Annotated in this window: 21 protein-coding genes; 7 read left to right on the forward strand and 14 right to left on the reverse strand. The window is 71.3% G+C overall.

Features of this window, described 5'->3' with window-relative positions:
- Nucleotides 1-2 precede the first annotated feature (2 nt).
- Nucleotides 3-464, forward strand: a complete 462-nt coding sequence (locus tag QSJ33_RS04000) for a chemotaxis protein CheX (RefSeq protein WP_285723163.1) — start codon at nucleotides 3-5, stop codon at nucleotides 462-464.
- A 92-nt stretch (nucleotides 465-556) separates the two neighbouring features.
- Here the strand turns inward: QSJ33_RS04000 and QSJ33_RS04005 are convergent, their stop codons facing one another.
- Entirely contained in the window at nucleotides 557-811 is a 255-nt protein-coding gene (locus QSJ33_RS04005; protein WP_285723164.1) for a ferredoxin, read from the reverse strand.
- A 134-nt stretch (nucleotides 812-945) separates the two neighbouring features.
- Between QSJ33_RS04005 and QSJ33_RS04010 the strand changes: the two genes are divergently transcribed.
- The 4 genes from QSJ33_RS04010 to recR are packed head-to-tail and all read left to right on the forward strand — an operon-like array spanning nucleotide 946 to nucleotide 3,302.
- On the forward strand, nucleotides 946-1,863 hold the full coding sequence (locus QSJ33_RS04010; protein ID WP_285723165.1) for a thiamine-phosphate kinase: 918 nt from the start codon (nucleotides 946-948) through the stop codon (nucleotides 1,861-1,863).
- The gene (locus QSJ33_RS04015; RefSeq protein WP_285723166.1) at nucleotides 1,860-2,378 is read left to right on the forward strand and encodes a DUF2062 domain-containing protein; all 519 of its coding nucleotides are present in this window, start codon (nucleotides 1,860-1,862) and stop codon (nucleotides 2,376-2,378) included. Before QSJ33_RS04010 ends, QSJ33_RS04015 begins: the two co-directional genes overlap by 4 nt.
- A gap of 5 nt (nucleotides 2,379-2,383) precedes the next feature.
- Nucleotides 2,384-2,686 (forward strand): YbaB/EbfC family nucleoid-associated protein, encoded by a 303-nt coding sequence (locus QSJ33_RS04020; protein ID WP_285723167.1) that lies wholly within the window; start codon nucleotides 2,384-2,386, stop codon nucleotides 2,684-2,686.
- 19 nt (nucleotides 2,687-2,705) lie between these two features.
- The gene (recR, locus tag QSJ33_RS04025; protein WP_285723168.1) at nucleotides 2,706-3,302 is read left to right on the forward strand and encodes a recombination mediator RecR; all 597 of its coding nucleotides are present in this window, start codon (nucleotides 2,706-2,708) and stop codon (nucleotides 3,300-3,302) included.
- A 1-nt stretch (nucleotide 3,303) separates the two neighbouring features.
- Here the strand turns inward: recR and QSJ33_RS04030 are convergent, their stop codons facing one another.
- On the reverse strand, nucleotides 3,304-3,585 hold the full coding sequence (locus tag QSJ33_RS04030; protein WP_285723170.1) for a 2Fe-2S iron-sulfur cluster-binding protein: 282 nt from the start codon (nucleotides 3,583-3,585) through the stop codon (nucleotides 3,304-3,306).
- A 122-nt stretch (nucleotides 3,586-3,707) separates the two neighbouring features.
- On the opposite strand from QSJ33_RS04030, the gene QSJ33_RS04035 reads away from it, so the two are divergent.
- The gene (locus tag QSJ33_RS04035; protein WP_285723172.1) at nucleotides 3,708-4,604 is read left to right on the forward strand and encodes a hypothetical protein; all 897 of its coding nucleotides are present in this window, start codon (nucleotides 3,708-3,710) and stop codon (nucleotides 4,602-4,604) included.
- Between the two features lie 10 nt (nucleotides 4,605-4,614).
- Here QSJ33_RS04035 and QSJ33_RS04040 read toward each other — a convergent pair whose 3' ends face one another.
- The 11 genes from QSJ33_RS04040 to QSJ33_RS04090 all read right to left on the reverse strand — a co-directional run bounded on the left by QSJ33_RS04040 (nucleotide 4,615) and on the right by QSJ33_RS04090 (nucleotide 20,900).
- The gene (locus tag QSJ33_RS04040; RefSeq protein ID WP_285723174.1) at nucleotides 4,615-5,613 is read right to left on the reverse strand and encodes a hypothetical protein; all 999 of its coding nucleotides are present in this window, start codon (nucleotides 5,611-5,613) and stop codon (nucleotides 4,615-4,617) included.
- Nucleotides 5,610-6,329 (reverse strand): ABC transporter ATP-binding protein, encoded by a 720-nt coding sequence (locus QSJ33_RS04045; protein WP_285723176.1) that lies wholly within the window; start codon nucleotides 6,327-6,329, stop codon nucleotides 5,610-5,612. Before QSJ33_RS04045 ends, QSJ33_RS04040 begins: the two co-directional genes overlap by 4 nt.
- 2 nt (nucleotides 6,330-6,331) lie before the next feature.
- Entirely contained in the window at nucleotides 6,332-7,468 is a 1,137-nt protein-coding gene (locus QSJ33_RS04050; RefSeq protein ID WP_285723177.1) for an ABC transporter permease, read from the reverse strand.
- On the reverse strand, nucleotides 7,431-7,760 hold the full coding sequence (locus QSJ33_RS04055) for a hypothetical protein (RefSeq protein WP_285723178.1): 330 nt from the start codon (nucleotides 7,758-7,760) through the stop codon (nucleotides 7,431-7,433). The genes QSJ33_RS04050 and QSJ33_RS04055 overlap by 38 nt, the downstream gene beginning before the upstream one ends.
- A complete protein-coding gene (locus QSJ33_RS04060) occupies nucleotides 7,757-8,224 on the reverse strand; it encodes a nitrous oxide reductase accessory protein NosL (protein ID WP_285723180.1) in 468 nt (155 codons plus the stop codon). Before QSJ33_RS04060 ends, QSJ33_RS04055 begins: the two co-directional genes overlap by 4 nt.
- A 17-nt stretch (nucleotides 8,225-8,241) precedes the next feature.
- Nucleotides 8,242-9,903 carry an ABC transporter substrate-binding protein gene (locus tag QSJ33_RS04065; protein WP_285723182.1) on the reverse strand — a complete coding sequence of 554 codons (1,662 nt, stop codon included), beginning with the start codon at nucleotides 9,901-9,903 and terminating at the stop codon, nucleotides 8,242-8,244.
- Nucleotides 9,900-10,478, reverse strand: a complete 579-nt coding sequence (locus QSJ33_RS04070) for an SCO family protein (protein WP_285723184.1) — start codon at nucleotides 10,476-10,478, stop codon at nucleotides 9,900-9,902. The genes QSJ33_RS04065 and QSJ33_RS04070 overlap by 4 nt, the downstream gene beginning before the upstream one ends.
- On the reverse strand, nucleotides 10,478-10,939 hold the full coding sequence (locus QSJ33_RS04075) for a nitrous oxide reductase accessory protein NosL (protein ID WP_285723186.1): 462 nt from the start codon (nucleotides 10,937-10,939) through the stop codon (nucleotides 10,478-10,480). The genes QSJ33_RS04070 and QSJ33_RS04075 overlap by 1 nt, the downstream gene beginning before the upstream one ends.
- A gap of 12 nt (nucleotides 10,940-10,951) precedes the next feature.
- Nucleotides 10,952-12,826, reverse strand: coding sequence for a putative Ig domain-containing protein (locus QSJ33_RS04080; protein WP_285723188.1), 1,875 nt, complete (start codon nucleotides 12,824-12,826; stop codon nucleotides 10,952-10,954).
- A gap of 63 nt (nucleotides 12,827-12,889) precedes the next feature.
- The gene (locus QSJ33_RS04085; RefSeq protein ID WP_285723190.1) at nucleotides 12,890-15,541 is read right to left on the reverse strand and encodes a lactonase family protein; all 2,652 of its coding nucleotides are present in this window, start codon (nucleotides 15,539-15,541) and stop codon (nucleotides 12,890-12,892) included.
- Between the two features lie 109 nt (nucleotides 15,542-15,650).
- Nucleotides 15,651-20,900: a multicopper oxidase domain-containing protein gene (locus QSJ33_RS04090; RefSeq protein ID WP_285723192.1), complete on the reverse strand. Its 5,250-nt coding sequence runs from the start codon at nucleotides 20,898-20,900 to the stop codon at nucleotides 15,651-15,653.
- Nucleotides 20,901-21,166: 266 nt separating this feature from the next.
- Here QSJ33_RS04090 and QSJ33_RS04095 point away from each other — a divergent pair, with 266 nt between their 5' ends.
- Nucleotides 21,167-21,802: a response regulator gene (locus QSJ33_RS04095; RefSeq protein WP_285723194.1), complete on the forward strand. Its 636-nt coding sequence runs from the start codon at nucleotides 21,167-21,169 to the stop codon at nucleotides 21,800-21,802.
- Here QSJ33_RS04095 and QSJ33_RS04100 read toward each other — a convergent pair.
- Complete coding sequence (locus QSJ33_RS04100; protein WP_285723196.1) at nucleotides 21,792-23,639, reverse strand: PAS domain-containing sensor histidine kinase; 1,848 nt, start codon at nucleotides 23,637-23,639, stop codon at nucleotides 21,792-21,794. The genes QSJ33_RS04095 and QSJ33_RS04100 overlap by 11 nt on opposite strands.
- Nucleotides 23,640-23,650 lie beyond the last annotated feature (11 nt).

The raw sequence follows: 23,650 nt of genomic DNA on the forward strand, positions 1-23,650 counted from the left end.
CCATGAACGTCGCCTTCATCAACCCCTTCATCGAATCCACCCTCCGCAGCCTCGAGATGATGGCCAACATCACCGCCGAGAAGACCGGCCTGGCCGTGAAGGAGGACCTCATCACCACCTATGACATCTCCGCCATCATCGGCCTGACCGGCGACACCTCGGGTTCGATCATCCTGAGCTTCCCCAAGACCCTCGCCTGCCGGATCGCCAGCAACATGCTCATGGAGGAGATGCGGGAGCTGAACCAGAGCGTGGAGGACGCCGTCGGCGAGATCGGCAACATCGTGGTGGGGGATGCCCGCCGCATCCTCATCCAGGACGGCTTCAGCCTCTCCATCTCCGTGCCCACCGTCGTCGTCGGCACCGGCCACAAGATCAGCCGCACCGGCGATGTCCCCTGCATCGCCATCCCCTTCTACACGAAGTTCGGCGAGTTCGAGGTGAACGTGGGCCTGAAGGAATAGGCCTCAGGCTTCAGTCCTCGGAAAATGCAGAACGGGCGCCTTTCGGCGCCCGTTCCACTGAAGCCTGGGGACTGAAGCCTGATGTCTGGTTCTCAGGCCTTCTCGTACTTGATGACTTCCACGGGGCAGCCGGCGGCGGCGGCCTCGATGCTGGCCTCCTGGTCGGTGCCGATGCTGCCCGAGAGGGCGCTCATCTCGTCGCGGTTCTCGGAATCCACGCCATCCTCGCGCACGGAGCCGTTGATGTTGCAGCTGGTGTCCGTGACGTGGAAGACGTCGGGGCACTCGGCTTCGCAGGCATTGCACACGATGCAGCCTTCTTCGATCCAAACTTTGGTGATGGCCATGGGGGGTATCCTCCGGATCCGTGGAGCCCTGGGACGGGCGAACCCATCCAAGCTAGCACCCCCCCCGCCCCGGGACCAAGGCCCCCCGGGCCCCGCAGGCCGTGGGAGACTGGAATTGTGACGGAGGTCCACCCATGAGCCTGCAGGAGACTGGGATCCTGGCCCGGATCCGCGCCCTGCTGCCGGGCGGCTGGGACCTGACGGACGACTGCGGGGCCCTGCCGCCGACCCTCCCGGGCCGGCAGCTGCTCGTGACCACCGACCTCATGGAAGCGGGCCAGCACTTCCGCCTGGATTGGCACCCGCCCGACCTGCTGGCGGACAAGCTCTTGCGGGTGAACCTTTCCGACCTGGATGCCTCCGGCGCCGAGCCCTTCGGCTACACCCTCACCCTGGCCCTCGGGCCCGAGGTGGCGGAGGGCTGGCTGGAGGCGTTCCTCCAGGGCCTGGCCGCCGCCTCCGTCGAGACGGGCGTGCGGGTGCTGGGCGGCGACACGGTGGGCCGCCCCTCGGGCCTGGGCCTGGGCCTCACGGCCTTCGGCTTCGCGTCCCGCTGGCTTCGCCGGGATGGCCTCCAGCCCGGCGACCGGCTCTACGTGGACCAGGCGCCCGGCGCCAGCCTCCGGGGCCTGCGCAAGCTCGAGGCGGGCCAGCGCTGGGATCGCGCCCACCCGGACCCGGACCTCGCCGCGCACCTGGCCCCGAGACCCCAGCTCGGCCTCGGCGTGCGGCTCGCGGCCCTCCCCGAGGTCCACGCCTGTCTGGATCTGTCCGATGGCCTCAGCCGCGATCTCCGGAACCTCGCGGAGGCCTCCGGCTGCAGCATCGCCGTGGACCCGGCCCTGGACGGGGATGCGCTGCGGGGCGGCGAGGACTACGCCCGCTGCTTCGGAAGTGCCCTGTCCCGGTCGGAGCTCGAATCGAAGCTGGGGATTCCCCTCCTCGAGGTGGGCCAGGCCCTGGAACGGCGGGAAGCGCCCCTGCTGGCCTATGATGGAGGATTGCTCCGGCCCCTGCCGGACTTCAGTTTCGACCACTTCGGACGTTCATGAAGCACCAGGACAAGTCGCACCTCTGGGCCCGCACCAAGCGGTACATGGCGGATCCCGACCTGGAGCCCCACCACCTGGGCTGGAGCTTCGCCCTGGGCCTGTCCATCGCCATGAACCCCCTGCTGGGGCTCCACACCGGCCTCGTCGTCGTCTTCTGCGCCCTCTTCCACAAGCTGCACCGCCCCCTGGCCTTCCTGGGCGCCTTCGTGAACAACCCCTGGACCATGGTCCCCATCGCCACGGGCTCGGCCCTGCTGGGGAACATCCTGCTGGGACGGGGCTTCACCCTCGACCTGAGCGACGTGGACTGGACCACCCTCGGCTGGCAGAGCTTCACCACCCGCGAGGGCTTCCGGGCCGCCGCCGACATGCTCCGCCCCATCCTCCTGCCCTACCTGCTGGGCGGCCTCGTGCTGAGCCTCGTGGCCGTCCCCGTGGGCTATTTCCTCATGCTGCGGCTCGCGCACCGGCTGCGCGCCGCCCGGCCGATCCCCCAACCCCGTTCCGGAGGCTGATCCCCATGGACATGCGATTCCTCATGAAGCAGGCGCAGCAGATGCAGGCCAAGCTGCAGGAGACCCAGGCCAACCTGCGGGCCGAGGGCACCGCCGGCGGCCAGCTGGTGAAGGTGACCCTCAACGGCTCGAAGGAGCTGATGGCCGTGTCCATCGCCAAGGAGGCCATGGACCCGGAGGATCCGTCCATGCTCGAGGACCTGCTGATGGCGGCCTTCCGCGATGCCGCCCAGAAGGCGGACGAGGCCATGAAGCAGCAGATGGGCGGCATGGGCGCAGGCCTGAACCTCCCCGGCCTGGGTCTGTAGAACCGCCGGGAGAGCCGCGATGAAGCTGCCGGCGCCCCTCGAGGCCGTGGTGGAGAGCCTCCAGAAGCTGCCCGGGGTGGGCGCGAAGTCCGCCCAGCGCATGGCCCTGCACCTGCTCAAGGAGGGGCCCGACGCCATGGCCCACCTGGCCCAGCAGCTCCAGCAGGCCGCTGACAAGGTGGGGTTCTGCCAGGTGTGCGGCGCCTTCACGGACCAGCCCACCTGCCCCATCTGCCTTGATCCCCGGCGGGATGCCCACAGCCTCGTGGTGGTGGCCGAGGCCTCGAACGTCCTCAGCTTCGAGCGCAGCGGCCACTTCCGGGGCCGCTACCACGTGCTGGGCGGGCTCATCTCCCCGCTGCGCGGCGTGGGGCCCGACCAGCTCCGCGTCCGCGAGCTGCTGAAGCGGCTGGAGGACGGCGCCATCCAGGAGATCATCCTGGCCACCAACCCCACGGTGGACGGCGAGGCCACCGCCAGCTGGCTGGCCCGCATCCTGGACCCCATCGGCATCCGCACCACCCGCATCGGCCTCGGGCTTCCGATCGGCAGCGACCTGGAGTACGCCGACGAGCTCACCCTGGACCGGGCCCTGGAGGGCCGGCGGCCCGTCTGAGTCAGTACTTGCAGGCCACCTCGCCCCGGGCCCAGGCCTGGCAGGCCAGCCGCTGGTCGGGCTGCGCCTTCAGGGCCTTGAGCACGCGGGTCTCGGCGGCGCCCATCTCGGTGAGGTGCTCGGCGCCCTCGGCAATGGTGACGAGGCAGGTGCCGCAGCGGGCATGGCCGCCGCAGCGGTGGTTCAGGGGCACGCCGGCCTTGGCGCTGGCGGCCAGGAGGGAGATCTCCTGCTCGCAGTCCGCGGAGCCGGGTTGCTTGCCATCGAATCGGATCGTGTGCATGGACGCCTGTCGGGAGGTGCCGCCCGGCACGGGCGGCAGGACCGGCTCCCACTCTATCAGAGGGCCCCGGACGCCCGTTTTCACGAGAGCTGCATCGCCTATCATGGGGCCGGGAGCCCGCCATGAAGCCGACCTCCGCGTCCCCTGCCCCCTCCGCCGCCCGGCAGGCCGGTCTCTGGGCCCTGGCCGCCCTCATCATGCTGGGGTCCATCGTCTTCCAGCGCCTGACCGGGCCGACCCATCCCCTGCGGGGCGCCTTCACGGTCCAGGGGGAGACCTTCCGCTACCGCCTCTCCCGCAGCGGGGACAGCGGCCGCGACGAGCGCCTCGCCCTGCCGGATCCCGGCCCCGGGGTGCGGGGGACCCTCGCCTATCGCCGCTTCCGCACGGCGGATCCGCTCACCACCGTCCCCCTCGTGCCCGAGCAGCGCGAGGGCAAGGCCGAACTGGCCGCCCGCCTGCCCCGCCAGCCCGCCGCCGGCAAGCTGGAGTACCGCCTGCGCCTGGACACGCCCGGCGGGCCCCTGCGGATCCCCTCGGACGGAAGCGCCGTCGTCATCCGGTTCAAGGATCCCGTCCCCGGCCCCCTGCTGGCCGCCCACGTCCTCCTCATGTTCCTCGGCGTGCTGATCGGCGTCCGGGCCGGACTCGCCGCCCTGGTCCACGGCCCGGACATGCGGGGCCTGGCCTGGACCACCCTGGCCGCCCTCACCCTGGGCGGGCTGGTCCTCGGCCCCTTCGTCCAGAAGCATGCCTTCGGCGCCTACTGGACGGGCTTCCCCTTCGGCGGCGACCTCACGGACAACAAGACCCTCCTCATGTGGGGCGCCTGGGCCCTGGCCTGCGGCCTCCTTCTCGTCACGAAGCGGCACGGGCCGCGGCGCCTGGCCCTGGGCCTCGCCGCCCTGGTGATGCTGGGGGTCTACCTCGTGCCCCACAGTGCCCGCGGCAGCGAGCTGGACTACGGCAAGCTGGATCGCGGCCTGGATCCGTCCAGGGCCGTGGTGACGGGCCGCTGAGGCGCGCCGTTCAGGGGCCCAGGCGCAGGGACGAAGTCGCCACCTGGTAGGCGACCACCAGGGCGAACAGGCCGAAGGCCAGGAGCGCGGCCAGCACCAGGCGGCGCTGCAGGGCGGGCAGGGCCGCGGCGAGGCTGGCCCGGCGGCGGAAGGGCATGAGGGCCCCGGTGCCCAGGCCCGCGATGCCGCCGCCGAGCAGGGTTCCGTAGAGCAGGTAGCCCACGTGGCCGTACTCCGCCTGGAGGCAGCAGAAGGGGCAGTGGTGGGTGGGCAGCTCGTAGAGGTAGACGGAGACGAAGGAGACGAGGGAGGCGGTCCCCGCCAGGAAGGCCAGGCCGCTGAGGAGGCCGAAGGCGTAGCCCCCCCGGCCCGTCCGGAGTAACACGCCGCCCGCGACGAAGAGGGCCCCCAGCACCGCGGCGAGGACGGCCATGGCAGTCCGCTCCGGCCAGGCGGCGAGGTCCCCGGCCAGGCCGCCCTGCCCCTGGCTGAAGAGGCTCCCGCAGCAGGAGGTGATGACCTCGGCCCGGAGCCCGGTGAAGTACCGGAAGGCGAGGAAGGCCTCGACCCACACCAGGGGGGCCAGCACCAGGAGGAAGGCGTACTTCGCACGGATCAGGGGGTAGTCGTAGCCGCGGGTGTCGGCGTGGTTCAGGATGAGCCACACGCCGGCCAGCAGGCAGTTGGCGACCTTCAGCAGGAGCGTGGCGTACCCGCCGGGGGCGGCGTTCAGCGTCCCGGCCGCGCACATGGCTCCGGCGAAGCGGCCGTGGAGGCCGTCGGCGGTGAAGACGAAGAGGAAGAGGGAGACCACCTCCGCGGCCAGGGCGAAGGCCACGAGGGTGGACACCAGGTAGGTCTCCCGCTCCAGGGCCAGCTGCAGGTCGCTGCCGCTCCGGAGGTCCCAGCGCCGCAGGATGCGCAGCCCGAAGCCCGCGGCCAGGGCCAGGAAGGCCGCCACGAGGGCCGAGGCCGCCAGGAGCGCCAGGACGCCGGGCTGCTGGATCACGCCGATGCCTTCCCGCAGAGGCGACCGTCCCGCAGCTCGTGGGTGGCATCCACCAGCGGGGAGTCGTAGACCAGAGGATCGTGGCTGGCGATGAGCAGGGTCCGGCCGCCCTCCTTGAAGGTGCCCATGAGGGCCATGAAGGCCTCCGACAGGTGGCTGTCCAGGTGGGCGGTGGGCTCGTCGGCGATGAGCACGGCCGGATCGTTGACGAGGGCGCGGGCGATGGCGACCCGCTGCAGCTCGCCCCCGGAGAGCCGGTCGATGGGCTCCCGGGCGTGGCGGGAGAGGCCGAAGCGCTCCAGCAGCTCCCCGGCCCGGCGGCGCAGGGCGGCGGGGTCGCCCCCCAGGGGATAGGCCGGCAGCATGACGTTCTCCAGGGTGGAGACCCCCTTGATGAGGTTGAAGTGCTGGAAGATGAACCCGAAGGTGGCGCGGCGGATCTCCGTGAGGAAGCGCTCCGGCAGGCTGGTGATCTCCAGGGCCCCGCCCGCCGCCGGCAGGCCCGCAGCCTTGACGCCGCGGAGGTGGATGCGCCCGGAGCTGGGCCGGGCCATGCACCCGACCAACGAGAGCAGCGTGGTCTTGCCCGAGCCGCTGGGCCCCTTCAGGACCGTGAGCCTGCCCCGCTCGATGGCCAGGCTGACGCCGTCCACGGCGGTGTAGGCGTTGGGCCGTCCCGCGTGGTAGGTCTTGGTGACGTTCGCGACCTCGATCATGGTCAGGACCTCATGGCCGCGTCGGGATCCACGGTGGCAGCCCGCCAGCCGGGGATGAGGGTGGCGGCCGTGTAGGGCACCACCGCCAGGAGGAAGAGGAGCGAGAGCTGGTAGCCGTCCACGACGGGCACCAGGCGGTACCGCGGGTAGAGCACCGACCAGCCCTTCAGGGCCCCCTCGAAGAGCGGCGCGGAGAAGAGGAACACATGGCCGTAGGCCAGCACGCAGCCCGAGAGGAAGGCCGTCAGCGAGACGGCGAGGCCCTCCAGGAGCTTCAGCAGGAGGACGTCCGAGGTCTCCCAGCCGATGGACTTCAGGATGCCGATCTCCCGCCGCTCTTCCGCGGAGAGGCCGGCCGCCCGGTCCCAGGCGAAGATGGCGAAGCACAGCACCGCGATCATCAGCACCGCCACCAGGAGCCCGCCCCGCCAGTCGAAGATGGCGTCGTAGGTCCGCAGGATCTCGCTGTGCAGGATGGGACGCGCCTCGGGGTAGCGCTCGGCGATCTTGGCGGCGAGGGTGGGCAGTTCCCGGGGATTGGCCACGTCCACCGCCAGATCGGTGGCCTGGTCCGGGGGCAGGCCGAAGAGGGTCTGGAAGTCCTCCCGGGGCAGCAGCAGCAGGTCCGAGGCCACCAGCTCGGAGTCCGAAGACAGGATCCCCTGCACGGTGAGGAGCAGGGGGAGGTTGTCGTGGCCGCGGAGGGTGATGAGGTCGCCCTCCTTCACCCGGAGGATCCGCGCGGCCCCGGCGCCGATCCGCGCGGAGCCCGCCGGCAGGGCCGCATCCTCGGAGGCCTGCACCGTGAAGTTGGCCCCGAAGGCCCCGTCGTAGTAGTAGCCCCACCAGCGGGGACGCACGGATCGCACGCCCCGGAGGCCCCGCACCCAGTCCGCCCAGGCCAGGGGCACCAGGTCCTGGCGCCCGGCGAGGGTCCGCTGGACCACGAGGCCCGGCGCGTCCGCCAGCACCTGGTGGGCCTCCCGCTTCACCGCCTGGGTGAAGAAGACCAGCGAGGCCGCCACGAACACCACCAGGGTGTAGACCCCCAGCAGCGCGGCGTTCCGTCCCTTCCGCCGCAGGAGCGAGGCCAGGGCGAAATCAAGGATGCTTCGGGTTCGGCGCAGGGTGCCAGGCATGGGGACTCGTCAGGTGCGGGGGTGGGGCGACCAGGGTGCCGGAGGGGAAGTGCTCGAGGGCCGTGGGATGGTCCTGGAAGGGCGTGTGGAGGTCAGCCAGGGCGGGATTCCGGGTGTAGCGCGCCTCGGTGAACAGGCAGAGGTCCGTGAGCCGCAGTTCGGCGACCCAGCGCCGGCACTCCGCCACCCCCGGATCAACCCCACGGCCCGCCCGCCGGGCGTAGACGAGCATCGCCAGGAAGAGGCCGAGCTGCAGGGCCAGGAGCCCCAGGAAGAGGTCGGAACGCCTCACGGCAGCGACCGCAGCACGGCCGCGGTGACCTCGCCGAACCGGAGGCTCCGCCGGCCCCGGTGGTCCTTCAGGAAGGCGGCGGCATCGCCGGCCTCCGCGAAGGGCACCAGCTCCCGGCCCATGGGGCCCGCCACGTCGCTGCCGATGACGAAGACGGCCCTGAATCCGTCCACGACCCGGAGGCTGTAGTAGTCCTTCACTTCGATGGCCGCCACGTCCGCGGGGGAACGGCCGGGCGCGTACCGCTTGAGGTCCAGGTAGGCCGTGAACAGGTCCTTGGGACCGTCGAAGGCGAGGGCGCTCCCGTCCTTGAAGCGCAGGACCGCCATCCAGTCGGGATACTTGGCCACGAACATGCCGCAGACCGGGCATTTCTCCCGGGCGGAGGGCGCCTGCCCCGCCGCCAGGGGCAGCGCCAGGATCGCCGCCGCCAGCCCGCCGTGCCACCTTCCCCTGCGCCCCATGAGGCACCTCCGTCCGGTCAATGGATCACCCAGTCGCTCCGCTTCACCAGGACCGGCTGGGGCCCGGGGGTGAGCTGCATGACATAGCACCCCTTGGCGGCGTACCGCTGGCCGGGCCCGAAGCTGAGGCGCTCGTAGTCGGGCAGCACCCGGTCCTTCTGCATGCCGAGGGCATCCAGGAAGGCATCCCGGTAGTAGGAGCGGTCCATGTCCATGAGGGCCTGCTTGAGCACCTCCACCAGGGAGTACATCCGCGTGTAGATCCGCTCGGTGTTGTCCAGGGCCGTGAGCCCCGCCAGCAGGGAGTTGGCGTAGCGGGCGAACTTCGGTTCGTCGGCCGGGGCACGGAACGGATAGGTGACGTAGGTCGAGGCCCGGGCGGCCTCGGGCAGCTCGCCCAGGCGCGGGCCCAGGAGGCCCGAGGCCATGAAGACCACCGGCAGCTGCGGCCCCGCCAGGGCGGCCAGGGCCGGATAGGCTCCAGGACCGTCCCAGAGGACCACGGCCACGCTCCCCTTCGCGGCCCATTCCCGGAGGGCCGCCTCCTGGAGGCCGCCGGCCGGAAGGCGGACCGTCTTCACGGGAGCCTTCCCGGCCTCCTGCCAGGCGAGGTCGAATCCCATCGCCGCGGCCCGGGCCCGGGGCGAATCGGCCACGGCCTGGACGATGCGCCCGGGGTCCGCGCCCTCCGGGCGGCCAGCCAGAAAGCGGGCCGCGGCCTCCCCCTCCTGCCAGAGGCCCTTGGAGAAGTAGACGGTGTACCAGTCCGTGTCCGAGACAACCGGCAGGTCGGTGAGGGGGAAGAGGCAGGGGATCCCGCGGGTCTCGCAGAAGGTGTGGATGGGCTTCCAGTCGCCGTGGCTCATGCCCCCCAGCAGCGCGAAGACCGGCTCCCGGCGCTGGTGGGCCTCCAGCTGAGCGCCCCAGGTGGCGGGCGGCCCCGTGAGGCGCCAGCGGGCCAGCGTGATCTGCCGGTGGCTGAGGCTCATGTCCCGGCCCGAGGCGGACCGGTACATGCGGTTGCCGAAGCCCTGGGGCAGCCGGTTGTGGCTGGCGATGAAGTTGTCCAGGGGCACCCGCAGGGCCTCCTCCTCCGCGGCGGTCACGTCCGGCGTGAGGACCGTGGCGAAGCGGATCGTGGTGGCGGTGACGCCCGGGGAGACCTCGGCCGACAGGGTCCTGAGGTAGGCCACCAGGATCGCCATGTCCGCGGGGCTCAAGTCGTACCGGGGCATGACGTCGTTCAGGGTCCGCCCCAGGGGATCCACGCCCGTGCGGATGGCATCGGCCAGGGTCCCGTCGGTGTAGGCGGGTCGCCGCAGCTTGGACTGGGCCACGCCGGCCTCGATCCGCTCGGCCTCCGTGAGGCTGGGGAACTGCCAGAACTGGCGCTGGAAGAGCTTGGCCGCGGTGATGGGCGGGGTGGCCACGCCGCCCTCGTAGGACCCCATGCCGCTCCGCAGGTGGCAGTTGCGGCAGGTGAAGGCCGCCCCGGACACGGGCACGTCGCCCTTCACCACGCCCTGCAGGGGCTCGCCGGAGGGGAGGATCCCCTCCCGGTACATCCGCTCCCCCAGGGCGAGGATCTGGGCGCGGGACCGCTGCGGCGCCTGCCGCCTGGCGCCGGCGGACAGGGTGAGGCCCGCGGCCAGGGCCAGGGCGGCGGCCAGCGCCCTCACTGGATCCCCGCGTTGCGACATTCCTCGAGGAACTCGGAGGTGCTCATCAGGCCGAAGATGCGGGTCCAGGCGCCGCTGCGGGGCGTGCGGATGAGGGTCAAGGGGTAGTGGGACATCTTGTTGGGGATGTACGCATTGAACGCATGCATGGCCCGGTCGATGTCCTCGCGCTTGCCGGTGAGGAAGGTCCAGCCCGGCCGGGCCCGGTAGCGCTTCAGGTACCCGCGCATGACCTTCGGCGTGTCATTCTCCGGGTCGATGGAGATGGACACCAGGCGGATGTCGGCACTCCGGGGCCCGAGGCGCTGCTGGAGGTTGGCGTAGCCCGCGGACAGCACCGGGCAGATGGTGGTGCAGGTGCCGAAGATGAAATCCAGGACCACCACCTTGTCCGAGGCGAGGAGGCTCCGGAGGGGCACCTTGGCCCCATCCTGATCCACCAGGGTCACGTCGGGCACGGCGTAGGCCTCCACGGTCCGCTTGTAGGGAGGCTCGGCCCCCAGGAGGGCCAGGCCCGCCAGCAGGGCCAGGGCCCCCGCCCGCACGCCCCAGGTTCCGCCACGCACCGCCGCCATCACTCCGCTCCTTCCTGCCGCAGGGCCTCGCGGGCCGCCTCGAATCCAGCCACCCGGCCGCCGTGCCGGCGCGCGAAGGCGCGGGCCTCCCCGGCGTCCGCGAAAGCCCAGGTGGCCGTCCGGGCCATGACGCCCGGGAGGTCGCCCCCGATCACCCAGGTGCAGGCCCGCGCCTCCACCAGGGTCCCCGGGTGGGCCCGGTCCGCCACGCGGAGGGCCCGCACGGGGCTCCCCTCGGGATGCTCCAGGGCCTCGAGGGCGCAGTGGAGGCTGCAGACGCCCGTATTGGAGCCGTCCTCCCGTTCCAGCAGCATCCGGCTGCGGGCGAAGCGGGTCCGATCCATGCCGCAAAGGCCACAGGCCTGGGGCGCCTCCACGGACAGCCCCCCCTTCGCGGCCCCGCGGCCCGTGGGACCGCCAGGGAGCAGGAGGCAGGCAAGGAACAGTCCGGCGGGGAACATGCGAGGGGACTCCTAGTGGTACAGCTCGGCCGAGGCGAGATACCCGGCTCCGCCCACGCCCCCCACCACGAGGACGGCGCCGCCGGGCAGCAGCGTGGCGGTGTGGGTCTCCCGCTGGGTGGTCAGGCTCCCCGTGGAGGTGAAGACCCCCGTCCCGGGATCGAAGGTCTCGGCGCTCCCCAGCAGCGGCGCGGGATTGCCGACGCCGACGCCACCCGCCACCAGCACCTTGCCGCTGGGCAGCAGGGTGGCCGTGTGCCAGTAGGCGCGCACATCGAGGAGACTGCCCGTGGTGCTGAATCCCGTGGCGCTGGCGTAGATCTCCGCCGTGGCGCTGGTGGTGCCGCCCACCAGGAGCACCCGGCCATCGGGCAGGAGGGTGGCCGTGTGGTAGGCCCGGGGCGACGCCATGGATCCGGCCGTGGCGAAGGTGCCCGTGGCCGGGTCGTACAGCTCGGCGCTGGCGAGGTTGCTGGAGCGGTAGCCCCCCGCGATGAGGACCTTGCCGTTGGGCAGCAGCGTGGCCGTGTGGGTGGCCCGCGCCTCCAGGAGGCTGCCGGTGGGCGTGAAGGTGCCTGCGGCCGGATCGTAGAGCTCCGCCGTCAGGAAGAAGGAACCCAGATCCCGGCCCCCGGCGATGAGGACCTTGCCGCTGGGCAGCAGGGTGGCCGTGTGGGAGGCCCGGGCCGTGGTGAGGCTGCCCGTGGCCGTGAAGGTCCCGGTGGCCGGGTCGTAGAGCTCGGCGCTGCCCTGCACCACGCCGTAGGCGCTGCCGCCCGCGATGAGCACCCGGCCATCCTGGAGGAGGGTCGCGGTGTGGTACTGGCGGGGCGTGGTCATGCTCCCGGTGGCGGCGAAGGTGCCGCTGGCCGGGTCGTAGAGCTCCGCCGTGGCCAGGGCCGTGCCGTTGAAGCCGCCCGCGATGAGCACCTTCCCGTTGGCCAGCACGGTTGCCGTATGGAAGGATCGGCCGGTGGTCATGCTGCCGGTGGCGGCCGTGAAGGTGCCGGGCGCCGTGGCGGTCACGGTCAGCGTGGCCGCGGCGCTGGTGACGCTGCCCCCGTAGGTGTCCGTGACGGTGACCGTGAACGTGGCGCCGTTGTCGGTGGCGGTGGTGGCTGGCGTGGTGTAGGTGGTGGCGGTGGCTCCGGAGATGGCCACCCCGTTCCTCGACCACTGGTAGCCCAGGGTGCCCGTCCCCGACGCCGCCACCGTGAAGGAGGCCGTCTGCCCCGCCAGGACCGCCTGGCTGGCGGGCTGGGCGATGATGGCGGGAGCGACGGCAGCCACCGTGAGGTTCACGAGGGCCGAGGTGCTGCCCGCCGCGTTCGAGGCGGTCACGGTGTAGTCCTGGGCGGCGGCGACGGCGGTGGGGGTGCCCGAGATCACGCCGGTGACCGGGTCGAGGGCGAGGCCCGCGGGCAGCGCGGGCGCCACGGCATAGCCCGTGGGCGCCCCGCCCTTGCTGGTGGGCTGGTTCGGGGTGATGGCGGTGCCCACGGTGTAGGCCGCCGGGTTCTCCGAATAGGCGAGGCCCGCGGGCGCCGGGTCGGACACCGTGATCGTGAGGGACACGGTGGTCGAGCCGGCGGTGTTGGTGCCCGTCACCGTGAAGGTGGCCGCCGCGGAGGCGGTGGTGGGCGTCCCGGTGATGATCCCCGTGGCGCCATCCATGGACAGCCCCGCCGGCAGCGCGGGGCTCACGGCGTACGAGGCGATCTTCCCCCCGGTGTTGGCGGGGGTGTTGGCGGGGATGGCCACACCCACGGTGTAGGTCGCCGGATTGCTGCTGTAGGCGAGCCCGCTCGGCGCCGATACGGCATCGACGCAGCCGATCGCCAGCGCGAGGACAGCGCATGCGAGCCATTGGATCCGGCGCCAAGGCATGGGGGACTCTCCGGGTTGGGGTGTCTTCATCCTACAGGGTAGGGGCGGAGATGCGGTATGGCTTCACTGGAGCACCCCCACCACCGTGGCGGAGACCGGGAAGAGCTCCACCCCGGCGTAGGCCTTGAAGGCGAGGGCCCCGGTCACGGGATCCACCCTGCCCACGGCGAGCTGCTGCCCGTTGTAGTCCAGGAGGAGCGCCCACTTGCCGTTGCGGCTGAGGACCACCTGGTCGGAACCGTTCCCCCCGAACCAGGCGTAGGGGCTCCCGGCGACGGGGGTCATGGCGCCGGCCGAAGGGCTGAAGGACCAGGCCGCGGCATCGTAGGCCGCCGTCTCGAAGGCGCCGTAGAGCACGCTCTGGGCCGGGTTGAAGGTGAGCCCATGGTAGGCGTCGGCGCCCTCCAGACCGGTGATGAGGGCGCCCAGGGGCGTCAGCCCGCCGGTGGTGATGTCCACGTGGTAGCCGAAGACCGAGCCGATCACGGCCGGCCCGCCGGAGGCGCCCTCCCCCTTGGTGAAGAGATACTCGCCCGTCTGGCTGAGGGCGAGGCCCAGGGGCCCCGTGCCGGAAGGCAGGACGTAGGGACTGCCCTCGGGAGTCAGGGCACCGGTGGCGGGATCGAGGTCGAAGACTTCGAGCCGATCCGAGGTCCGGCCCACCGTGAAGAGGTACTTCCCCGAAGGGTGGAGGACCAGGTCCCCCGAGCCGCCCGCCGTCGGCACCGTGGCCAGGGGCGTGAGGAGCCCGTTCGCCGGATTGAGCCGGTAGGAGGAGATGGCCCCGTCGCACCGGACATAGACGAACTGGCCGGTGGGATCCACCGCGGCGCACCAGGGATCCGTCCCCGTGGCCACCGTGGGGTTCGAGGCCACCGGGGTGAGGTCCCCGGTGGTGCCGTCGATTTGGTAGATGGACAGGGTGTTCACGTTCGTGACGCCGTCGCCGTTCACCGCGAGGAGGAACCGGCCCTGGGGATCGCTGGCGACATGCAGGACCGGGGCGGAGGGATCGTAGGGCGAACCCGCCAGGGTCGTCAGGTCCCCGGTGGCGTCGTCCAGGGTGAAGCCGGAGATGCCGCCGCCCCCGTTGGCCACGTAGACGAACTTCGAGACGAAGGACTTGACGGTGACCGTCACGGAGGCCGTGGTGGCCACGCCGATCGCGTTCGTCACCGTCAGGGTGTAGGTGGTGTCCGCCGAGGGGGAAACCGCCACGGTGCCCCCGGAGGCCACGGGACCGATGCCCTGGTCGAGGACCCCCGTCCCGTCGCTGAAGGTGAAGGTGAGGAGGGTGCCCTGCCCCTGCGTGAGGGTGGCCGGCAGGGCCTTGAACCCCTCGATGACCGGGGCGGGCGGGACCGTGACGGTCAGGGAGGTGGTGGCGGCCACCCGGGTGCCGGCCGCATTGGTGACCGTCAGGATGTAGGCGGTGCTGGCACTGGGGCTGATGTTGGTCGTGCCCCCGCTGGTCACCCCTCCGATGCCCTGGTCGAGGGTGCCAGTCCCCCCGCTGAAGGCGTAGGAGAGCACCGAGCCGCTGCCCACCACCACGCTGGAGGGGCTGGCCGCGAAGGCGGTGATGGCGGGGGGCGGCACGATGGCGGGGGCGGCGGTGCCCGGCGCGGAAGCCGTCCCGGCCGCGTTCGTCACCACGCAGCCCAGCTGCACGGTCCCGGTGGCCCCGGGCGTGAAGGCCACCGTGGGGGTCTGCTGGCCCGCGATGAGGGTGCCCCCGGTGATGGACCAGGCGTAGGTGCACCCGGCCTGGGCGGGGATGGAGGCCGTGTAGCCGGCCTGGTCGGCGGTCACGTAGGCGGGCGCCGTGACGACGGGCGTCGCCGGGGGGGCCACGATCCCCAGGGTGGCGCCCCCTGCCTGCGAGGCCGTGCCGGCCGCATTGGTCACCACGCAGGAGAGGGTCACCGAACCGGAGGTTCCGGGGGTGAACGTCAGGGTATCCGTGGCCGCGCCGGCCTGGACGGTGGCCCCGGTCACGGTCCAGGCATAGGTGGATCCCGCCTGCACGGGCACTGAGGCCAGGTAGCCTCCCTGGCCGGCCGTGACCAGGGCCGGGGCGGACACCACCGGCAGGACCGGGGGCGCCACGATGGCCGAGGTGGCCGTTCCGGCCGTGGAGGCGGTCCCTGCGGCGTTGGTGACCACGCAGCTGAGGTTCACCTGCCCCGCAGCCACCGGCGTGAAGGTGAGGCTGGCGGTGCCGTCTCCGGCGGTGACGGTGGCGCCGGTGACGGTCCAGGCATAGGCGCAACCGGGCTGGTCGGGTACGGAGGCCGTGTAGCCCCCCTGTCCCGCGGTGACGCGGGCGGGGGCGGCCACCACCGGCGTCTCCGGGGGGGCCACCACGCGCACCGCCACCTTCCCGGTCACCGTGGTGCCCTGGCTGTTGCCCACCGTCAGGGTGTAGGTGGTGTCCTGGGTCGGGGAGACGGTGACCGGGGTGCCCGTGGAGACGGCCCCGATGCCGTGGTCGACCTGCCCCGCCCCGTTCGAGAACACCGCCGTGAGGCTGGTGCTCGTGCCCCGGGTGATGGGGCTCCTGGCGCTCGTGAAGCTGGTGAGCACCGGCGGCGGCACGCTGCCCCCCCCGCCCCCTCCGCATCCGGAAAGGGCGGCCAGGCTTAGGAAGGCCAGGCCGGAAGCCAGGGGGGCCAGGGAACGGAGGGTTCGCAGGCCGGTGCTCGGGAAGGACACGTCGGACTCCAGGGGAAGATGGCTGTGGGGATCCAGAAGGGTGGGCGTCATCTAGCCCGACGGGCGGGGATCGCTGGGATCCCCGCCCGCAGGCTCAGGTCGGACCGGGTCACTGGGCGGTGAAGTTCTGCCCGGTCGGGTTGGTCAGGAGGTTGCTGTAGGTCAGGGTCGCCGGCGTGAACACCCAGGTTCCGCCCGTGGGCGTCAGGGTTCCGCTCCAGCCGCTGGGCGCGAGGATCGTGTAGCGCCCGTTGGCATCCGTCACGGCGGCGGTGCCGTTGCTCAGGGTCAGGGCGATGCCCGGCGTGCCCACCCACTGGCCGTTCACCAGGTTCCTCACCCGCCCGGAAATGGACTGGACGGTGGTGAAGTTCTGGTTGGGCACGTTGGTGGTGACGTTCGCGAGGCTCAGCGAAGTCGGGGCGAAGATCCGTCCCCGCATCGTGGGCGTCACGGTGCCGGTCCAGCCGGAATTGAGCGTCATCTGGTAGTTCCCGTTCGCGTCCGTGGTGACCGAACCCACGTTCGAGAAGGAGACCCGCACCCCCGCGAGAGGCGTTCCGGCGGAGGTCACCTGGCCGGAGACCACCACCACGGGCCGCGCGCTGAAGTTCTGCCCGGGCGGGTTGGTGGTCAGGCTGGTGAAGGTGCGGGAGCCCGGGGTGAAGGCCCAGCCCGCGAGGGCCGGGGTCACGGTCCCGCTCCAGCCGGAGGGCACGTAGTGGGTGTAGAGCCCGTTCGCGTCCGTGGTCGCGACGCCGCCGCCATTGCTGAAGGTGACGGTGACCCCGGCGAGGGGCGTGGCGGGGACGGTGTTGACGGTGACGAGGCCGTAGACCGTGATGGCATTGACGGCCGTGTAGTTCTGGTTGGGCTGGTCCGTGGTGATGCCGGTGTAGGCGGTCGCGGCGGGCGTGAGGAAGTAGCCGGCCTTGCTGGGGGTCACGGTGCCGGTCCAGGGGGACGGCAGGGTCATGGTGTAGGTGCCGTTGGCATCCGTGGTGGCCGTCTGGCCAGTGCTGAAGGCCAGGGTCACGCCGGAGAGGCCCGTGGTGCCCAGGAGCACCTGGCCGGAGACCACCACGACCGGCGTCGCGGCGAAGTTCTGGGCCGCCTGGTTGGCCACGGCGGCGGTGTAGCTGCGGGAGGCCGGGGTGAAGACGTAGCCGGCCAGGGAAGGCGTGACGGTCCCCGTCCAGGGGGCGGGCAGGGTCATGGCGTAGGTGCCGCTGGCGTCCGTGGTGGCCGTCTGGCCGCCGGTGAAGGTCATCGTCACGCCAGCCAGGCCCCCGGCGCCGTTGGACACGGTTCCGGAAATCACCACGATGGGCGAGGCGGCATAGTTCTGGGCGACCTGGTCAGCGGTCACGCCGGTGTAGCTGCGACTGGCGGGCGTGAAGGCGTAGCCCGCGAGGGTGGGCGTGACGGTGCCGGTCCAGGGAGACGGCAGGGTGAGGCTGTAGGTGCCGCCGGCATCCGTGGTGGCGGTCTGGCCGGTGCTGAAGGCCAGCGTCACGCCCGCCAGGGGCGAAGCGCCGTTGGCGACGGTGCCCGAGATCGTGACCACGGCGCTGCCGACGTAGTCCTGGGCCGCCTGGTCCACCGTGAGGTTCGAGTAGGTGCGGGCGAGGGGGGCGAACACGTAGCCCGCCAGGGAAGGCGTGGCGGTCCCGCTCCAGCCGGCGTTGAGGGTCATCCGGTAGGTCCCGGTGGCCCCGGTGGTGGTCGTGCCCCCTCCGTTGCTGAAGGTGAGGGTCACGCCGGCAAGCGGGGTGCCGTTGGCCGTCACGGTTCCGGACACCACGGCCACGGGGGTGGCGGTGTAGTTCTGGGCCGTCTGGTTGGCGGTCACGTTCGTGTAGGACAGGGACCCGGGATTGAAGACGTATCCCGCGAGGGTGGGCACGGCGGTTCCGGACCACCCGGACGGCAGGGTGATCGTGTAGGCGCCGTTGGCATTGGTGGTGGCGGTGCCGCCGCCGTTGCCGAAGGCGAGGGTCACGCCGGGGAGGGGCTGGCCGCCGGCGAGGATGGTGCCGGAGATGGCGACCGCCGGGGTGGCCACGAAGTTGGCCGTCTGGGGCGTGGTGACATTGGTGAAGGGGTAGGCCGTGGGGGCCAGGATGTAGCCGGGCACGGGCACGGGGGTGACGGAACCGCTCCAGCCGGAGGGGACGTTCACCTGGTAGGCGCCGGTGGCATCGGTCACGGCCGAGCCTCCGCCGTTGTCCAGGTTGAGGGTGACGCCCGCGAGGAGGACCGGCGGGACGTCGCTGGTGACGACGGTTCCGGACACCATCGGGGAGGCCGTGCCCACGAAGTCCTGGTTGGGCTGGTCGGTGGCGACGTTCGAATAGCTGTAGGAGGCGGGGGCGAAGGTGTAGCCCAGCAGCGAGGCCGTGATCGTCCCGATCCAGTGGGAAGTGTGCGTGAACGTGTACTTCCCGTTGGCGTCGGTGGTGGTGGAGCCGCCGCCGCTGAAGGTGAGGGTCACGCCGGGCAGCGGGAGGCCGCCGGAGGTCACCGTGCCGGAGAACGTGATGTCGGGCACGTTGAGGATCATGGCGCGCATGAAGTCGTTCTCTTCATGGCCGAGGATGTGGCAGTGCCAGACGTACTCCCACCCGAAGTCCGTGGCGTCGTTCTTCACGGTGATGGGGTTGCCGTCCACGGGATTGACCAGCGTGATGTTCGCGCCGACCGGCCGGGTGGGATCCAGCGGCCGAACGCTGTGGGGGATCGAGAACGGCAGGGCGAAGGCCTTGGGCCGGAGGGCGACGATGCAGTCCTCCAGCGGGTTCATGCGGACCGTCTCCTTCCAGCCCACCTCGTTGGGATCGGGGAAGCGCACGGCGCCGTCCCAGCCCACGCGGTTGATGAGCTGGACATCGAAGAGATGGAAGTGCACGGGGTGGGTATCCACGCCGTTGTGGGTGATCTTCCACACCTGGAACTGGCCGTCCTGGAGGTGCTCCGTGGCCGGATCGATGTAGCCCAGGGGGATGGTGGTCTGGATGTTGAAGTTGGTGAAGGGCAGCTCGACGCCGAGGGTGGCGTTCATGCGGCCGTATTCCAGCTCGAACAGCTCCTGGATGGCCTTGGAGCCCATCTGGACCTGGACCGGATTCCCGGTCTGGGGATCGGTGTAGTTCAGGTAGTTGGCCTGGATGGTGGACCAGGTGTCCGTGAAGGTGCGGTTGAAGGCCGTGTTGTAGGCGGCCTGGGGCACGATCGGGAGCTCCTGCTCCGCCTGGTAGGCCCCGGTGGTCGTGGCCGTGGAGGCGAAGGCGGCGGTGAGGGCGGCCTTGTCGAAGGGCGCCGCGGGCGTCCCGGCGACCTCGATGAGCATCAGGGTGCGCGTGTTCGGGCCGTAGCCCTCGAGGGTGGTGGGCGCGCCGCCGGTGTCGGTCTGGTCGGGGTCGCCGGTGTAGTAGTCGTAGCGGGTGTCGAAGGCGGGCACCGGCGCGGGGGCGTCGTTGTAGAGGATCAGCTTCGACCCGGCGGGCACCTGGGAGAAGTCCACGATGACGTCGGCGCGCTCCGCGGGGCCGAGGAAGAGGCCCTTGTCCTGGACGTTGAGCACCACGATGTCCCGGCGGTTGTAGTTGTAGCCGACGGGCTGGTTGGGGATCTCCACGGGCGTGGGCAGGAAGCCGCTGTCCGTGCCGATCTGGATGAAGTTGGGTCCCACGGTGGTGGGATCGGGGACGCCGCCGTCACGGCCATCCGTCGGCCAGGTGGCCGGCCAGGTGGGATCGCCGGGATGGGGCACGGAGGGCACCATCTTCACTTCCGTGGGATGGGCCGGGTCCACGTAGTAGAGCTGCAGGTTGAACATGCGGTCGTTGGCCGCGTTCAGGATGCGGAAGCGGTAGGCCTTGGGCTCCAGGGTGACCTTTGGATAGGGGCAGCCGTTGACCAGGGGCGTGTCCATGAACGCCTCGGGCACCATCGAGGGGTTGGGCGTGCCGGGGATCTCGGGATCGCCGGGGTTGAGCCCAGGCAGGGGGCCGTTCACCAGGCCGGCGGCGGCGGTCACCGGGGGCCAGAACCACGGGCCGTAGTCCCACCGGCCCATGCCGTTGGCGCCGGAGATGTCCGCGGGATTCTGGTTCGGCATGTAGACGTGGGGGAACCAGAGGCTGCCCTCCCCGCCGTAGTTGGCGGGATCCCAGGTCGGGTCCGTGGCGGCCAGCTTCGTGGCGTCGGGCACGAAGGTCTTGTCCTGGATGATGAGGGGGATGCCGTAGCGGTACACGCCCATGCCGGACCCCGGGAGGGTGCCCGCATCGATGAGGGCGTCCTCCACCGGATCGGAGAGGAAGTAGCCGGAGGCCTCGCCGGCGTAGACGTTCACGCGGGTCAGGCCGAAGGAGTGGTCGTGGTACCACATCATCCGGCTGCTCTGCTGGTTCGTGTAGTAGTAGGTGCCGAGGCCGTCATCCAGCGTCGGATTGGGGATGAGCTTCCCGGGACCCACCATGTCGGGCACGTTCTGGAAGCTGGCGCCCTTCTGGTAGCTCGTGGGCTCGCCGGCCGGCGTGATCCACTGGTGCGGCGTGCCGTCGCTGATCCAGGGGTTCGCCCCGCCGTGGAGGTGCAGCAGGGCGCGGTTCTGGGGGTACATCTCGGTGCCGCCGTTGGGGCCGAGGCCGGCGCCCATGGCGGTGGTGTCCACCGGGAGGAACAGCTTCCCGGCCGTGCCCGTGGGCAGCAGGTTCTCGAACTTCACCCGCACGGGCCGGTCCTTCTTCGCGAAGATGACGGGCCCGAGGTAGTGGGCCGCGCCGTCGGCGGACGGGGACAGGTCCTTGTAGCCCCGGAGCCGGGTGGCGGGCATGTCCCGGTGGAGCTGCTGGGTGTACTCGACCACGCCGATGTCGTAGTAGTCGGAGCCCGGGAAGGTGATCCGGTCGGGGACCGCCACGGGGATGTAGTTGCCGAGGTCGTTCTTGTTGTCCGGTCCCAGGCCCGGCAGGGTGTGGACGAACTTCTGGAGGATGGGGGTGTTGGTCCAGTTCGGAACCAGGCCGCTCATGTAGTCAGGCGTGCCCAGGGGGTTCATCACCCCCGGGGCGGCCGGGGGGGGATAGGCCGGTGCCAGCGGGTTCCCCGGAGCCAGGGCCTGCAGGTGCCCCCCCGAGGCCTGGCGGGCGGCCTTGGCCCGCTCCGCGGCGGCCTTCCGGGCCGCGGCCAGCGTGTGCCGGCGCGTGGCGCGATCGACGATGGCGGTCTTGTCGCCCCCGGGGGTCGGCCGCGCGGTCTTCGTCTTGCCTTCGGGCATCTGGGCCCGGAGGCCGGGCACCAGCCAGAAGAGCACGGCCGCCAGCAGCGTCAGGATGCGGTTGGTCTTCGTCACGGAACACCCCCAGGGTCGGGGCACCTAAAGCCCTTCGCCGCCGTCATGGGGGTTCCGGGTCCTGGTGCGTCAATTTGTCCTAATGGACTCCAGACTCGGCGGGCGGGCCTTCCGGGGGTATGGGGGGTTTCCCCCATTGAGGGGTGGGGAACCCGGTAATTTCACTTCTGTCGTGCTATAAATAAGGCCGCTCCATAGCCATTGTCGTAACGCCTAACCAGCCGGGCCTTCACCGAGGTGTTCTTCTGGAAACCAAGCATCGACTGGTGATCGCCGAGGACCACACCATCCTCCGCGAGGGCCTCTGCGCCCTGTTCGCCCAGCGCCCCGACCTGGTCGTGGTGGGGGAGGCCTCGGACGGGCGGGAGGCCATCCGCTGCGCCGAGGAGCTCAAGCCCGACCTCCTGCTCCTGGACCTCTCCATGCCCCGCACCAACGGCCTGGAGGCCCTCCAGGACATCAAGCGGGTCAGCCCCCGCACCCGCGTGCTGGTCCTCACCGTCCACAAGACCGAGGACTACGTCTTCACCGCCCTCAAGGCCGGCGCCGACGGGTACGTCCTGAAGGATTCCACGGCGGCGGAGCTCCTCCTGGCCGTCCGGAGCGTCCTCGATGGGGAGCGCTACCTGGCCCCCCCCATCGCCTCCCGGGTCATCAGCGGCTACCTCGGCACCCGGGACGATCCCTCGCCCCGCCTGTCCTTCACCGAGCTCTCCACCCGCGAGCGCGAGGTCCTGAAGCTCATCGCCGAGGGCTACCGGAACCGGGAGATCGGCGAATACCTCTGCATCAGCCCCAAGACCGTCGAGAAGCACCGGGCCAACCTCATGGAGAAGCTGCAGCTCCACAGCGTTCCAGCCCTGACCGCCTACGCCATCGAGAAGGGCCTCATCACTCAGTAGGGATCTCCGCCATGGCCCACTGGGCGGTCACTTCGGTGCCAAGGCCCACCCCGGACGTGACGACGAAGGCCCCGCCGAAGAGCTCGGCCCGCTCGCGCATGAAGGCCAGCCCGAAGCCGCCCGTGGCGTCCTGCCGCCGGGGCTCGCCGGGCTTGAAGCCCACGCCGTTGTCGGCCACCACCAGCTGGAGGGTCCCGAAGACCACCCGGAGGGCCAGGGTGATCCGGCTGGCCTGGCTGTGCTTGGCCGCGTTGTTCATGGCCTCCTGGACGATGCGGAAGATCGTGGTCTTCAGGGGATCCGGAACCTCCGCCTCCTCCAGCTCGATGGCGTGCTCCACCTGGATGTGGGGATAGGTGGACTGGAACTCCCGGCTGAACCAGGACAGGGTGGCGATGAGGCCCAGGTCGTCCAGGGTGGAGGGGCGGAGGGCCATGGAGATGCGCCGGACCTCCTCCACCGAGGTCTGGATCACCGGCACCACGCTCCGCAGGGAGGCCAGGTGCGGGCCGGAGCCCGGGGTGCCGTCGCCCTCGATGGCCCGCTCGACCATGAACTTCACGGCGCTGAGGGTCTGGCCGATGCTGTCGTGCAGTTCCCGCGCCACCCGCTGGCGTTCCGTCTCCTGGGCGGCCAGGAGGCGCGCCGACAGGCGGTGGAGCGCCTCCCGGGAATCCCGCAGGGCCTGCTCCGCCCGGTGCCGCTCCGTGATGTCCTGGATGTTCCCCAGGAGGGCCACGCCGCCCTGGTAGCGGATCAGCGTGGTCCGGCCGCTCACCCAGCGGATCTCCCCCCGGGCGGTCAGGATGCGGCAGTCGTAGTCCTCGACGGCGCCCGAGCCGTGGAACCGCTTCCGCCAGATCTCCCGGACCATGGGCCAATCCTCCGGGTGGATCACGTCCGCCGCGTCCATCCTCGCCAGTTCCTCCGCCGTGCGCCCGACCATCCGGAAGAACCGCTGGTTCCCGAAGAGGATGCGCCCGTCCAGGTAGATGAAGATGCCCGTGGGCGAGCTCTCGACGACGGTGCTGTACTTCTCCTCCGAGTCGCGGATGGCCTCCTCCGCCGCCTTCCGCTCGGTGATGTCCATGAAGGTGTACACGAACCCGGCGATGGAGCCGTCCGCGCGCCAGATCGGCGAACAGGTGAGGTAGGCCTGGAAGGCCGTCCCGTCGCGGCGGACGGCCCGGACCTCCCCGGTCCAGCCCTTCACCGCCCCGAAGCCGGACAGCCCGTGCCGCGCCGCCTCCGCCGAGAAGGCCGTCACCTTCGACAGCGGCTCGCCGCGCACCTCCTGCTCCGTCCACCCGAACATCCACTCGGCGTGGCGGTTCCAGTAGACGATCCCCCCGCCCTTCCCCGTGGCCACCACCGCCTGCTGCACCACGTCCAGGAGGCGCCCCTGGAGCTGGCTCCGCGCATCGGCCCGGGTCCGCTCCATCGCCTCCTCGCGCAGGGACTGGTTGAGGGTCTCCAGCTCGCGGGTGCGGGCCTGGACCGTCCGCTCCAGCCCCTCGTTCAAGGCCCGCAGCTGCGCCTCGGCCAGGCTCTTGTCCTCGATCGCCCGGGCCATGGGCCGCACGAAGACCAGGTACATGAGCGGCATCACCACCGTCAGCAGGGCCCCGGCGTCGATGAGCAGCTCGATGGGCCCGCTGGGGTAGAAGGCCGGCCCCAGCATCAGCGTCGAGAGGATCTCCGTGATCAGGATCGCCAGGGTCACCGCCAGGAAGGCCCGGGCCGGCGAGACGCCCCCGGCGGCCGGCCGGCCCGGGGCCCCGCCGGCCGCCGCCTCCCCCGGGGGGGCTGGCTGGACCTGGATCACGGGAACGGACACCACGCACCTCG

The organism is Geothrix rubra (assembly GCF_030268065.1).
GTDB lineage: Bacteria > Acidobacteriota > Holophagae > Holophagales > Holophagaceae > Geothrix > Geothrix rubra.